The organism is Tritonibacter mobilis F1926 (assembly GCF_000376545.2).
GTDB lineage: Bacteria > Pseudomonadota > Alphaproteobacteria > Rhodobacterales > Rhodobacteraceae > Epibacterium > Epibacterium mobile.
The window spans coordinates 1,774,346-1,785,924 of sequence record NZ_CP015230.1; the positions used below are offsets into that span (position 1 = coordinate 1,774,346).

Here is an 11,579-nt window from a genome sequence, read left to right on the forward strand (position 1 = left end):
TAGCGCAAGACCGGGCATAAGAAAGCGCGCCCCACGACGGGAGCGCGCCACATCAAGAATTCATCTAAGCCTTTACTCGGGCAGAGTGAAGATCTGACCGGGGTAGATCAGGTCTGGATTGCGGATGTCGGATTGGTTTGCCTCAAACACCCGCACATAGAGATACCCGCTGCCGTAGCGCTGCTGTGAAATCGCCCAGAGCGTATCGCCTTTCTGCACGGTCACCGCCCGGATGGAAGAACGCGCCGCACCCGGCTCTGCATCGGCGGCCAGTGCTGGCTGCAGGACCTCTGGGGCCTCACGTTTAAAGGGCGTTTCCAGACGGCTCAGCACCATGCCGTCGGTTGGATCAATCTCATCCAGCCGCAAAGTGTAGATCCCCGGTGAGATCGCGGTCAGATTGCCGCTCCACTGCCCGTCTGCTGCGGTTTCCAGATCGGCGACGGGGCTGTTGTCCAGATAGACACGCACCATGGCGTCAGGCTTGGCCCGCCCGGCCAATTGAACGTCACCAGCATCTGTGTAGCTGATGGTATCCAATGCGACCTTGCCCACCAATTCCGGCACAGTGGGACGCGCAGGTTGCACCAAGGTGACGCCATCACGTCCCGCGCGCAGCACGGCAACCGATGCGTCGGATTGGGGCGCAGGGCGCGAATTTGTCGCCCCGGTTTGTGGCGCAGATTGCGGCGTGTTGAGTGCAACCGCAGACTCGGATTGTGCGATGTCCGGCGCTTGCGTCTCAGTGGCATTCGTTTCCTGCACCGCTTGCACTGTGTCAGACGTTTCGACCACATCCGCAGATTGCGGCGCAGAAACCTGTTCGTCATCTGCCTGTGTAACGGTACCCGGTCCCTGTTCTGGCTCTGCTGATGCGTTGGTTTCAACACCCTGCGCGGGGGCTGGTGCGGGGGCGAGCACCTCTTCCTCAGGGGCTCTTGCGACAGTCGACGTGTCCTCGGCCGTCACTGTTTCAGCCTCTTCTGATACAGCAGTCGTTTCAGGGACCACATCAGAGGCTTCAGCGCGCGCTACCTCTTGCGGGTTTTCTTCGGGCTGCGACACGTGCTCTGATGCAGGGCTATCGCTCAGACTTGGGCTGGTGTCGGTCGATGGGGTTGGCACAGGGTCCGGTGCTTGAGCGATCTCGACCTCTTGACCCTCGATCGGCGGCGGCGGTGCATCGCGGTCAGTCCCCACCTCTGGTGAGGCGATCTCATCCACTAGGGCTGCCGGCGCCGTCATCGGTGCAAGGATGAAACTATCCTCAGAGGCCAGTTCCTGACCATTGTGCCGCGCGAGAAGTGTCAACATGCGCGGCTGATCACTCAAGTCGATGGTGACAAAGGATACAAATTCCCCAGCGTCCGGGACCGTCTGCGTGTCCAGCACCACACCATCCAGCAGCACTTGCACCTCAACCCCGACCTGCGCTGATGCCGCAACGATTCCAGAGCCATCGGGTTCAAAGCGCGCAACCTCCAGCTTGGGGGCTTTCAGTTCAAACGCAGGCTCCGTGGAAGGTGCGTCCACCGGCGCATCTGCGGAGACCGCATCCACAGGCGCATCGGAAACCGCAGGGTCAGCGGGCAACGTCAGAGGCGCAGGCGGCACAGCAAGGCCCAAAGCCACCAGTTGCCGCTCGACCATTGCCTTGGCGCCTTCGCCCAGCATCCCACCCCGCGCGAGAAAGAACCCGCCCCCAACGACCACCACCGTGGCCACGGTGCCGATGGCCAACCCGGCCCCCGCGCCTATCCCGCTTGTCTTCGTCATCTTGCGACTATTTCCTTTAGATCCCTTTGCCCCGGAGCACTGTTGCCGCGCTCTCGGTTGAGCAAACCTAGCAATACCGCTATGAGGGGTCAAAGCACGATGTTTCCGCAACATCGCGAAAATCCCGTTGAAAATGAAAAAGGTGCGCCATGGCTGTCACATCCGTCTGCGTCTATTGCGGCTCTCGTATGGGAGCAAAACCAGCCTATGAGGCTGCTGCCCGTGACTTTGGCACCGGGTTGGCGAATGCCGGTTTGCGACTGGTTTACGGTGCAGGCGATGTGGGTTTGATGGGCACGGTGGCGCGGGCAGCACAGGCCGCGGGTGGCGAGACCTTTGGCGTGATCCCAGAACATCTGGTCAACCGCGAGATCGGCAAACGCGATCTCACCACCTATGTGGTGACCGAAACCATGCACGAGCGCAAAAAAGTCATGCTCTACAACGCCGATGCGATGGTTCTGCTGCCAGGTGGCATGGGCTCACTCGATGAACTATTTGAGGCAATCACTTGGCGACAGTTGGGGCTGCACAACAAACCCATCGTCGTGCTCAATACCGACGGCTATTGGGAGCCCCTGCGCGCCTTGGTGGAACATGTGGTCAGCGAGGGTTTTGCCGGGGCCGACCATGCTGAGCATCTGCAATGGGCCGATACGCCTGACGCAGCCCTGAAGGCCCTGCAAAGCTGATCCAGATACATGTTCGCCCCCGACATTCCTGCGGGGGCGAAACAGTCCACTGAGACGTCAGTCCAGACGATTGGCGATCTGCCCTCAGGCCGCCAGTTCATCCTTCACGATGCGTTCGATCTCTGTGATCGGATGATTGGTCAGTGTTTTGGGGATCTCACCTTGGATCAGGTCCTGCACCTCCTTGTGCAATTTGGGGCGCAAATCACCAAGCAGCTGAGGTGAGGCAACAATGATCACCGGACCAAGCTTGCCGCGGTGTGCCCGCTCATAGAGCAAATCCGCAATATCATCTGCAAAGCGCTCCTTGGCCAGTTCATGCCAGTCGGTGTCGTCCAGCGCGGACCGCTGACCTACGCCCGTGTCCTGCTTCCGCCCCGGACGGTTGGCGGATTGTTCGCGGTCGGACGGGTTCTCCTGCTCTTCCTTCCTGCGCACCTCAAAATGCGGGTCCTGTGCATCCGTGATGTTTTCCAGAAGCAGCGCCTTTTCACTATCGGTCACAAGGATGAATGTCCCCTGATCCAGAATGTTCATGACTGATCCTCCTGTTCATTGGCCTTAGTGACACGGGTTGCCCCGGCTGGACGTTCGATTGCCCGCTTCTTCTCGTCTGTGCTGGCAATCTCTCGGGCCAGCCGACCACCGCTGCGCCCCCCATGAGAGATCTCGCCCTCTTCGCCCAGAATATCCTTGGTTTCCTGATGGCCGTCCTTGGATCGCAAACGCTCTGCCATGTTGAGCCTCCATTCTATTGCAGTTCAGTCATTCAACGTCCCAAGGCCTTCGGATGTTCCACGCTCCATCTCCAAAACATGGGCCAAGCAACTGAAATAGAGGAGCTTAGATAGAAAAAGGCCCCGCCCAAGCCGGGCGGAGCCTCTCTTTGTCAGTCTTCAAGCCGCAATTACATGCGGGAGGCGACGTTTTCCCAGTTCACCAGGTTGTCGAGGAAGTTCGACAGGTATGCCGGGCGCTTGTTGCGGAAATCGATGTAGTAGGAGTGCTCCCACACATCACAACCCAGAAGCGCGGTCTGACCAAAGCACAGCGGGTTCACGCCGTTCTCGGTCTTGGTCACCTTGAGGCCACCATCGGTGTCTTTCACCAGCCACGCCCAGCCGGAGCCGAACTGGCCTGCGCCAGCGGCGGAGAACTCTTCTTTGAATTTGTCGACGGAGCCGAAGGATTCAACCAGAGCCTTTTCCAGCTCGGTCGGCATCGCGCTGCCGTTGGGGCCCATCATTTCCCAGAACTGGTTGTGGTTCCAGAGCTGCGAGATGTTGTTGAAGATGCCATTTTGGGCAACGGCGTCTTTGTTGTAGGTGCCGGTGATGATGTCTTCGAGCGACTTGCCTTCCCACTCGGTACCCGCGATCAGCTTGTTGCCGTTGTCGACATAAGCTTTGTGGTGCAGGTCATGGTGGTATTCCAGCGTCTCGGCGGACATGCCTTTGGACGCCAGCGCATCATGTGCATAGGGAAGGTCGGGAAGTTCAAAAGCCATAGTGGCCCCCTGTCATTTAATGTTGCGTTCCTGAGGGATACATGCGTCTCAGCACCGCTTTGGTCAAGAGCTAGTGCAGGAAAACCCGAGTCAATTGCTTACCTTACAACGCCCTGACCCCGCCCCATCGCTGATTCCAAATCGCGCATCCACAACCCGCATCGTGTAACGCTGATCGGAAAGCGAGATTGAGAGTTCATAGAGATATTCAGACGGTTTCATACGACCATAAGCTCCGGGTTGTTTGGGGAGCACCCCGTTCATCACAAAACTGTGGGCCGGAAATCGGATGCGCACGCGTTTTTTTGTTCGATTGGCGAGTTCACCGGGCACAATTGACATCGTTACATCTTTGATGTCGATGTTGGTTATAGTGATGTTCTGAAACCGGGCGTCTGCGGTAAAAGTGACCCTATCGGCGAGATAGGGGTGCTTGACCCCGATATTACTCAACTTGCAATCGAACGTCGACGCAAGCGCTCCCTGAGACGAAAGAGAAAGGCCCAATATAGCTGCGATCTGGAGTATTCTTTTGTGACTTTGTTTCATTTTTCTACAAACTAATTTTATCAATGGGCGCGTTGTAAGAGTGCATTTCAGTTAGCGCAGCACCCCTGCATCGATTGCGTTAGCGCAACTTATTACAGGTTCCAATCGCTTGGCCGTACTGAGCCGCCAATCGCTTATCTTCCATCTCAACCTTAAATTCGAAATTCCGCAGATCGAGGGACAAGGTCGCGCGGAAAAGCTCTGGCTCATTTCGGAAGGTATTACGATTTGGAAATACTGCTGGCCCTGTACGTTTGTAATCTGCGGTGGGCCACTCCATGCGCAACCGATTTTGGCCGCGATATACTATCTTCGCCACGGTGTCATTGGTTGCTACGTTCTTAATCTGAACATCACGCAGCTTCACGTTCAAGAAATGCTCATCCGCCTCAAGGACCAGCGATGTCGGCAAATATGGGTGAGCAAACCAAACTTTTGTCAGTTTACATTCAAGCTGTGCCGCCGATGCGCCCGTGCCTAGACAGAGCACAGCCACAATGGTCGAAAATATCCTATATTTCAATAATTTAATCCGAACTGTATTTCGTGAACCTATCAGGACCGGCACAGTGATCCTGCGCCAGCCCGTCATCGAGAACATCCAACTTGAAGAGGAGGTTACTTCGCGACTTCACAACTTCCAGTGCCACTGTCTCTGTTGTCGAAACTCGGCAAATTCAACGTGATAAAAGCCTTGTTGCGTGCTTTGTCGTGCACCAGCGAGAAATCCATGTCCGAGGCTAGCCCGCCGTTGAACGGCATATCGTCGACGCGCCAACGCACACGCAGTTTGCTTGATGTGTTCTTTACGAATTTCGCAAGTTTAGGCGCCTGATCTGTATGCACAAGATAAGGGTCCATCACCAACGCACTGCCATCGGGACGCAGTTCAAAGACCACCTTCTGGGGGATCGTTCCACGACGCGTGGAATCGTTAAATTCGCAAACCCATGTCTCCGCAGACGCGAATGACGCAGTAAATACGAGTGATAAACACGCCGATGCGATCCGGCTTTTGAACTTGAGCATAAAAAGGCTCAAATAAATGCTTCTATTGGTTTTTTCTAAAAACAATGGCGGCCTTTGCGAAGGCCGCCATAAGAGATTTGCTATGTTGTTGCGCAAAAGCGTCAACTTAGGCGTAAATGCCGACCTTTGATTGCGGGTGCGCTGCGGTGCAAAGCAGGTCGTACATATAGACCGCAACGGAGCGGAAGCAGACGATGTGGAATGCCCCCGCGTCATCCAGCCAGAAAGCACCGGCGACCTGGGCGAAACGTGTGCGGCGGAAATCTCCTGCCTCAAATTGACCCGCCTCCAGATCCACTGGCGCAACTTTGGCAATCACCTCACGGGCGGCATCGCCGCTGACCGCAAAACACGCCCGCGCATCTGACACGTTCACCGCCATGTGGTGCTCTGCGGCGAGATCTTCGCTCAGCTTTGCGACGACCGCATCCGCGCTGTCGTAATCCACCAGCAGGAGCAACTCATCCGGTGACATCCACGCCGCCGCACCGCGATCACCAAAAGCGATCTTGCGCGTTGCAGGCACCTGCGTTCCGGTGGCGGCCTTGACCGCCGTCTGGAACTTCGCAGAGGCGAAATCGCCGCGCAGTGTGATCATGCCGCCAAGACCGGTTTCCGTGACCTTGGCCAGACCAGCAAAGCTGGCCCCATTCATGGCGCTTACAGCCTTAGACATTCTGCTTTGCCCCTTCTTTATCGTAGAAGATCGGGTCGACGATCTTGGCTTGGTAAATTTTCCCATCAAGGCCGGGAAAGTCGATCACTTCGCCCATGCGTTTGGGGCCATGTTTGACCAGCCCCATCGCGATACCGCGATCAAGGTTGGCGGAATAGTAGGTGGAGGTCACCCGACCAATGGTGTTCTTCTGACCATTGGCGTTGGTGCCATTGCCCACCGCATAGGCCCCATCCGGCAGCACGGAGCCATCAACAGTCTCCAGACCCACCAATTGCCAGCGGTCAGGATCGGCCATGTGGCTGCGCGTCTGCGCCCGTTTGCCAAGGTAGTCCTCTTTCTTTTTCGACAGCGCCCAATGCAGACCAAGGTCCTGCGGGATCACGGTGCCATCGGTCTCATCGCCGATCATGATAAAGCCCTTTTCGGCACGCAGGATGTGCAAGCATTCGGTGCCATAGGGCATGACGCCAAATTCCTTGCCCGCCTCCATGAGGGCATTCCAGAAGGCCTGCCCCTCAGAGGCCGCAACCGCGATCTCATAGGACAGCTCGCCCGAGAAGGAGATCCGGTAAGCGCGCGCGTTAAAGCCGCCAATCTCGCCGTCTTTCCACTCCATAAAGGCCAGCGCCTCTTTCGAGAGGTCCATACCGCCGCCCGCCTGCGCGTTCAGCTTTTCCAAGACTTTGCGCGCGTTGGGGCCGACCACGGCGACTTGCGCCAGCTGTTCGGTGGCATTGGTGACATAGACCTTCCAGTCCCACCATTCGGTCTGCAGCCATTCCTCCATATGGGCGTGGATGCGATCCGCGCCACCGGTGGTGGTGTGGCAGAGCCATGTGTCCTCGTCGATGCGCGCAACCACGCCGTCGTCTACGAGGAAACCGTTCTCGGAACACATCAGACCGTAGCGACATTTTCCGGGCTTCAGCGTGCTCATCATATTGGTGTAGAGCATGTCGAGAAACTTGCCTGCGTCCGGTCCTTTGACGATCAGCTTACCAAGGGTGGACGCATCCAAGAGGCCGAGGTTGTCGCGGGTGTTCTTGACCTCGCGGTTGACCGCATCGTGGACAGTTTCGCCCGAACGCACATAGGCGTAGGGACGTCGCCAATGGCCGACCGGCTCCCAATGGGCACCGTGGCTGTCGTGCCAGTCATACATCGGCGTTTTACGCAGCGGCTGGAAGATATCGCCACGCGCCTCACCGCCAATCGCACCCATGGAAATCGGGTGGTACGGCGGGCGGAAGGTGGTGGTGCCGACCTTCGGAATCTCTGCACCCAAGCTATCCGCAAGGATCGCCAAGCCGTTGATGTTGGAGAGTTTCCCCTGATCGGTCGCCATGCCAAGCGTGGTGTAGCGCTTGGTGTGCTCGACGCTTTCGTAGCCCTCGCGCGCAGCCAGCTGCACGTCAGAAACCTTGACGTCGTTCTGGTAGTCGAGCCAGGTTTTCATGCGCAGTTTGATGTCGGCCTTGGCGGGCATCATCCACACCGCTTCCATCGGCGCCTCAGTGAGATCAGAGGTCGCAACCTCAGCCACCGATTGCGCCGGACGTCCAGCCGCCTCTGCCGCTTTGGCCCCGGCTGCTGCCGCATCCGCCATCACGGCAGAGAGCGTAAGCGGACCAGAGGCACAGCCAGCAGTCACCACAAAAGGTTTGCCGTCGTGACCGGTGGGCGCACGCTCCGGATCGGGGCGGAAATGCGCCTGAGCGTCATCCCAGGTCAGTTTGCCACCGCAGTGGGACCAGAGGTGCACCACCGGCGACCAGCCGCCGGACATCGCCACCGCATCGGCTTCGATCTCCTCGCGGGCACCGCCTTCGCCGTTCTGAGCGCAGATGGCGACCTTGGTGACGCGTTTGCCGTCCTTGACCTTGGCAATGGCGCGACCGCACTCAACGCGGATGCCAAGCGCGCGGACCTTGTCGGCCAAATCGCCGCCGCCACTTTCGCGGGTATCCAGCACACGGACAACCTCGACGCCCGCTTCATGCAGCGTGATGGCGGTACGATAAGCGTCATCGTTGTTGGTGGCGACGACGACCTTCTGGCCCGGTGTCACGCCCCAGTTCACCACGTAGTCGCGCATCGAGGCCGCCAGCATCACGCCCGGTACATCATTGCCCGCAAAGGACAGCGGACGTTCAATCGCACCGGTTGCAGTCACGGTTTGCGTCGCGCGGATGCGCCACAGGCGGTGACGCGGGCCACCCTGTCCCGGCGCATGATCTGTCAGACGCTCATAGCCAAGGATATAGCCGTGGTCATAGACGCCCGCCCCCATGGTCCGGGTGCGCAGGGTGACATTGTCCATCGCATCCAGTTCAGCGACGGTCTTGGCAACCCAAGCGTCCGCCTCAAGGCCCTCGATGGTGCCGCCGTCGACCGGCGTGCGCCCACCCCAGTTGGATTTTTCCTCCAGAACCAGAACCTTAGCGCCGGATGCTGCGGCAGTTTTGGCCGCCTGCAGACCGGCAACACCGCCACCGATGACCAGCACGTCGCAGAAATAGTAGAAGTGCTCGTAGGTGTCGGCGTCCTTCAGCTCCTTGTCGGGCGCCTTGCCCAGACCCGCGGACTGGCGAATAAAAGGCTCATACACATGCTTCCAGAAGGGGCGCGGGTGGATGAACATCTTGTAGTAAAAGCCAGCGGTCAGGAAGCGGGAGAAGAACTTCGAGTTCAGCTCACCCACGTCATATTCCAGACTCGGCCAGTGGTTCTGCGACTGGGCCGCGAGACCGGAGAACAGCTCAGTGGTGGTCGCGCGCTGGTTCGGCTCGAAGCGGTCGCCGACCCCGAGGCCCACCAGCGCGTTCGGCTCTTCGGAGCCTGCGGCGACGAGGCCACGCGGACGGTGGTACTTGAACGAGCGCCCGACCAGCATCTGGTCATTGGCGAGAAGCGCAGAGGCGAGCGTATCCCCGGAAAAACCCTTGAGTTTCTTACCGTTGAAGGAAAACTCGATCTGTTTGGAGCGGTCGATGAGACGACCCTGTTTGGCGAGACGCGTGCTCATGATGCGACCCTTTCGCGGCAGGAGGTCTGAGAGCCTCCGGCGGGGATATTTGAGAGAAGATGAAACATGGAGGATCAGCCCTTGAACTCGCGCCAGGTCCAGCCCGGACGTTTGGCGGAGATCTTGTTCTTGATCTCTTGCGGCGGCTCGGTGGTCTGGGCGCTATAGGTGCCGAAGACTTCGAGCGTTTGAGTGCAGCGGGCGGCGTGGAACCACTTGCCGCAGCCGTTGACGTGACGCCAGCGTTCCAGATGCACCCCGCGCGGGTTTTCCTTCATGAACAGATAGTCATGGAATTCGTCATCCGTGGAGCCGGGACCGAAACGCTTCAGATGCGCTTCGCCACCGCCATGGAGTTCGGTTTCCTCGGCGCGTACGCCACAATAAGGACATTCAAGGATCAGCATTGTGCGTGCTCCGTCGAAAGAGTTACAGCAGCGCCCTGCCCTGCGCAGATGGCAGGCAGCGTCGCGAGATCATAAGTTCGGGGAGCTGCCCCTGTCGCAGCACTGCCATTGCGAGTTGCTGCAGCGAAAGTCACACGTCGGGGCAAACGCGTGTCGCAGATACGGGACACGCCACCAATCGAGGCGGCGTGCCCCAACTGGTTAGTTGCCGTCGACTTCGCCTTCGACGACGCCGCCACCGGGCAGCTCGATGCTGACATCGGGTTCGTCCATCGGGTTTTCGCCACCAAGGACCATCCAGCCAATGACTGCGAGGGCGACGACCACACCGCCAAGGATGAAGGCGAGTGCGCCGTTGCCGGAACCGGACGAATGTTGCGTTTGATCAGACATGGTTGCCTCCTGCGTCTCTGTGCATTCGGGGGCTTAACGCCCGAACCCACGCAGAAGTTCCCTGCTGACATTGCGGCAGGCGAGCCAGTGCCGAATTGAGAGCGCACGCACCGCATCAGTGTGCCACCCCTGCCGCGACGCTTTCGTCGATGAATTTGCCTTCTTTGAAGCGCATCATGGAGAATTCTTCGGCGAGGTTCGAATGCCCCGTCGCCATCAGCTCTGCCATCGCCCAGCCGGAGCCGGGGATCGCCTTAAAGCCACCTGTTCCCCAGCCTGCGTTGACAAAGCAGTTCTGCACCGGGGTTTTGGAAATCAACGGCGAGCGATCACCGGTCACATCCACGATCCCGCCCCATTGGCGCAGCATCTTCAGGCGGCTCACCATTGGGAAGGTCTCGACCAGCGCGCGCACGGTTTCCTCAATATGATGGAAAGAGCCGCGCTGGGTGTAGTTGTTATAGCCATCGGTGCCGCCGCCGATCACCATCTCGCCCTTGTCGGATTGCGACATATAGCCGTGCACGGTGTTGGCCATCACCACCACATCCATGCAGGGTTTGATTGGCTCGGAGACCAGCGCCTGCAAAGCCACGGATTCCACCGGAAGACGGAAGCCTGCCATTTCAGACAGCACAGAACAATTGCCTGCAACCACCATGCCGAGCTTGTCGCAATCGATCGCCCCCTTGGTGGTGTCGACGCCCACAACACGCCCGTTTTCGGTGCGCACATTGGTGACTTCGCATTGCTGGATGATGTCCATGCCCATGTCGGAGCACGCCCGCGCATAGCCCCAAGCGACCGCATCGTGACGGGCCGTGCCGCCGCGTTCCTGCCAAAGGCCACCAAGAACCGGGTAGCGCGGGCCTTCGAGGTTGATGATCGGCACCAATTCCTTGACGCGTGCAGGCTCGATCCACTCAGTGGAGACGCCTTGCAGCGCATTGGCATGCGCGGTGCGCTTGTAGCCGCGCACCTCATGTTCGGTCTGGGCCAGCATGATCACGCCACGCGGGCTGAACATGATGTTATAGTTGAAGTCCTGAGACAGATCCTCGTAAAGGCTGCGCGCTTTTTCATAGATCGCGGCGGAGGGGTCCTGCAGGTAGTTCGACCGGATGATGGTGGTGTTCCGACCGGTATTGCCGCCACCGAGCCAGCCCTTTTCGATCACCGCAACATTGGTGATGCCAAAGTTCTTTCCCAGATAATAGGCGGTGGCAAGACCGTGGCCACCGGCGCCAACGATGATGACATCGTAATGGCGTTTGGGTTCGGGCGAGCGCCAGGCGCGTTCCCATCCGCTGTGGTAGCGGAGGCCTTCTCGCGCCACTGCAAAGGCTGAATAGCGTTTCATGAGCGAATCCAATGCTTCGTGTCTGACCTCAAGATATGACCGGGATCGCCCGCGGCACCGCGCCGTTAATCGTCGCGTTTCGTCAGGTTTGCGACATGAGGCGCACGTTTGCACCACGGCTCTACCGGTTCGCATCTTGCGGCAGTCTTGCACATCCTGTCG

Annotated in this window: 13 protein-coding genes; 1 reads left to right on the forward strand and 12 read right to left on the reverse strand. The window is 58.7% G+C overall.

Annotation, left to right across the window (positions count from 1 at the left end; all coding sequences use genetic code 11):
- Positions 1 to 72 precede the first annotated feature (72 nt).
- Positions 73 to 1,776: a LysM peptidoglycan-binding domain-containing protein gene (locus K529_RS08495; protein ID WP_005620176.1), complete on the reverse strand. Its 1,704-nt coding sequence runs from the start codon at positions 1,774 to 1,776 to the stop codon at positions 73 to 75.
- A 149-nt stretch (positions 1,777 to 1,925) separates the two neighbouring features.
- Between K529_RS08495 and K529_RS08500 the strand changes: the two genes are divergently transcribed.
- Positions 1,926 to 2,468 carry an LOG family protein gene (locus tag K529_RS08500; RefSeq protein WP_005620172.1) on the forward strand — a complete coding sequence of 181 codons (543 nt, stop codon included), beginning with the start codon at positions 1,926 to 1,928 and terminating at the stop codon, positions 2,466 to 2,468.
- An 84-nt stretch (positions 2,469 to 2,552) separates the two neighbouring features.
- Here K529_RS08500 and K529_RS08505 read toward each other — a convergent pair whose 3' ends face one another.
- The 11 genes from K529_RS08505 to K529_RS08555 all read right to left on the reverse strand — a co-directional run bounded on the left by K529_RS08505 (position 2,553) and on the right by K529_RS08555 (position 11,417).
- Entirely contained in the window at positions 2,553 to 3,005 is a 453-nt protein-coding gene (locus K529_RS08505) for a host attachment family protein (protein WP_005620169.1), read from the reverse strand.
- Complete coding sequence (locus tag K529_RS08510) at positions 3,002 to 3,205, reverse strand: hypothetical protein (protein WP_005620167.1); 204 nt, start codon at positions 3,203 to 3,205, stop codon at positions 3,002 to 3,004. The genes K529_RS08505 and K529_RS08510 overlap by 4 nt, the downstream gene beginning before the upstream one ends.
- A gap of 170 nt (positions 3,206 to 3,375) precedes the next feature.
- On the reverse strand, positions 3,376 to 3,975 hold the full coding sequence (locus tag K529_RS08515) for a superoxide dismutase (RefSeq protein ID WP_005620166.1): 600 nt from the start codon (positions 3,973 to 3,975) through the stop codon (positions 3,376 to 3,378).
- 90 nt (positions 3,976 to 4,065) lie between these two features.
- The gene (locus tag K529_RS08520; protein WP_065317476.1) at positions 4,066 to 4,524 is read right to left on the reverse strand and encodes a hypothetical protein; all 459 of its coding nucleotides are present in this window, start codon (positions 4,522 to 4,524) and stop codon (positions 4,066 to 4,068) included.
- A 79-nt stretch (positions 4,525 to 4,603) separates the two neighbouring features.
- Positions 4,604 to 5,116, reverse strand: coding sequence for a hypothetical protein (locus tag K529_RS08525; RefSeq protein ID WP_227512267.1), 513 nt, complete (start codon positions 5,114 to 5,116; stop codon positions 4,604 to 4,606).
- Positions 5,117 to 5,142: 26 nt separating this feature from the next.
- A complete protein-coding gene (locus K529_RS08530; RefSeq protein WP_046002312.1) occupies positions 5,143 to 5,553 on the reverse strand; it encodes a hypothetical protein in 411 nt (136 codons plus the stop codon).
- A 106-nt stretch (positions 5,554 to 5,659) separates the two neighbouring features.
- Positions 5,660 to 6,229, reverse strand: a complete 570-nt coding sequence (locus tag K529_RS08535; RefSeq protein ID WP_040642245.1) for a sarcosine oxidase subunit gamma — start codon at positions 6,227 to 6,229, stop codon at positions 5,660 to 5,662.
- Positions 6,222 to 9,257, reverse strand: coding sequence for a sarcosine oxidase subunit alpha family protein (locus K529_RS08540; RefSeq protein WP_046002314.1), 3,036 nt, complete (start codon positions 9,255 to 9,257; stop codon positions 6,222 to 6,224). Before K529_RS08540 ends, K529_RS08535 begins: the two co-directional genes overlap by 8 nt.
- A gap of 74 nt (positions 9,258 to 9,331) precedes the next feature.
- A complete protein-coding gene (locus tag K529_RS08545; RefSeq protein ID WP_005616259.1) occupies positions 9,332 to 9,664 on the reverse strand; it encodes a sarcosine oxidase subunit delta in 333 nt (110 codons plus the stop codon).
- Positions 9,665 to 9,865: 201 nt separating this feature from the next.
- The gene (locus tag K529_RS08550; protein ID WP_005616261.1) at positions 9,866 to 10,057 is read right to left on the reverse strand and encodes a hypothetical protein; all 192 of its coding nucleotides are present in this window, start codon (positions 10,055 to 10,057) and stop codon (positions 9,866 to 9,868) included.
- A gap of 115 nt (positions 10,058 to 10,172) precedes the next feature.
- Positions 10,173 to 11,417, reverse strand: coding sequence for a sarcosine oxidase subunit beta family protein (locus tag K529_RS08555; protein ID WP_005616263.1), 1,245 nt, complete (start codon positions 11,415 to 11,417; stop codon positions 10,173 to 10,175).
- Positions 11,418 to 11,579: the final 162 nt, after the last annotated feature.

Coding starts and splice junctions, on each gene's coding strand:
- K529_RS08520 (WP_065317476.1), bottom strand. CDS start 4,524: ATGAAACAAAGTCACAAAAGAATACTCCAGATCGCAGCTATATTGGGC.
- K529_RS08505 (WP_005620169.1), bottom strand. CDS start 3,005: ATGAACATTCTGGATCAGGGGACATTCATCCTTGTGACCGATAGTGAA.
- K529_RS08495 (WP_005620176.1), bottom strand. CDS start 1,776: ATGACGAAGACAAGCGGGATAGGCGCGGGGGCCGGGTTGGCCATCGGC.
- K529_RS08555 (WP_005616263.1), bottom strand. CDS start 11,417: ATGAAACGCTATTCAGCCTTTGCAGTGGCGCGAGAAGGCCTCCGCTAC.
- K529_RS08525 (WP_227512267.1), bottom strand. CDS start 5,116: ATGACGGGCTGGCGCAGGATCACTGTGCCGGTCCTGATAGGTTCACGA.
- K529_RS08535 (WP_040642245.1), bottom strand. CDS start 6,229: ATGTCTAAGGCTGTAAGCGCCATGAATGGGGCCAGCTTTGCTGGTCTG.
- K529_RS08515 (WP_005620166.1), bottom strand. CDS start 3,975: ATGGCTTTTGAACTTCCCGACCTTCCCTATGCACATGATGCGCTGGCG.
- K529_RS08510 (WP_005620167.1), bottom strand. CDS start 3,205: ATGGCAGAGCGTTTGCGATCCAAGGACGGCCATCAGGAAACCAAGGAT.
- K529_RS08540 (WP_046002314.1), bottom strand. CDS start 9,257: ATGAGCACGCGTCTCGCCAAACAGGGTCGTCTCATCGACCGCTCCAAA.
- K529_RS08550 (WP_005616261.1), bottom strand. CDS start 10,057: ATGTCTGATCAAACGCAACATTCGTCCGGTTCCGGCAACGGCGCACTC.
- K529_RS08545 (WP_005616259.1), bottom strand. CDS start 9,664: ATGCTGATCCTTGAATGTCCTTATTGTGGCGTACGCGCCGAGGAAACC.
- K529_RS08500 (WP_005620172.1), top strand. CDS start 1,926: ATGGCTGTCACATCCGTCTGCGTCTATTGCGGCTCTCGTATGGGAGCA.
- K529_RS08530 (WP_046002312.1), bottom strand. CDS start 5,553: ATGCTCAAGTTCAAAAGCCGGATCGCATCGGCGTGTTTATCACTCGTA.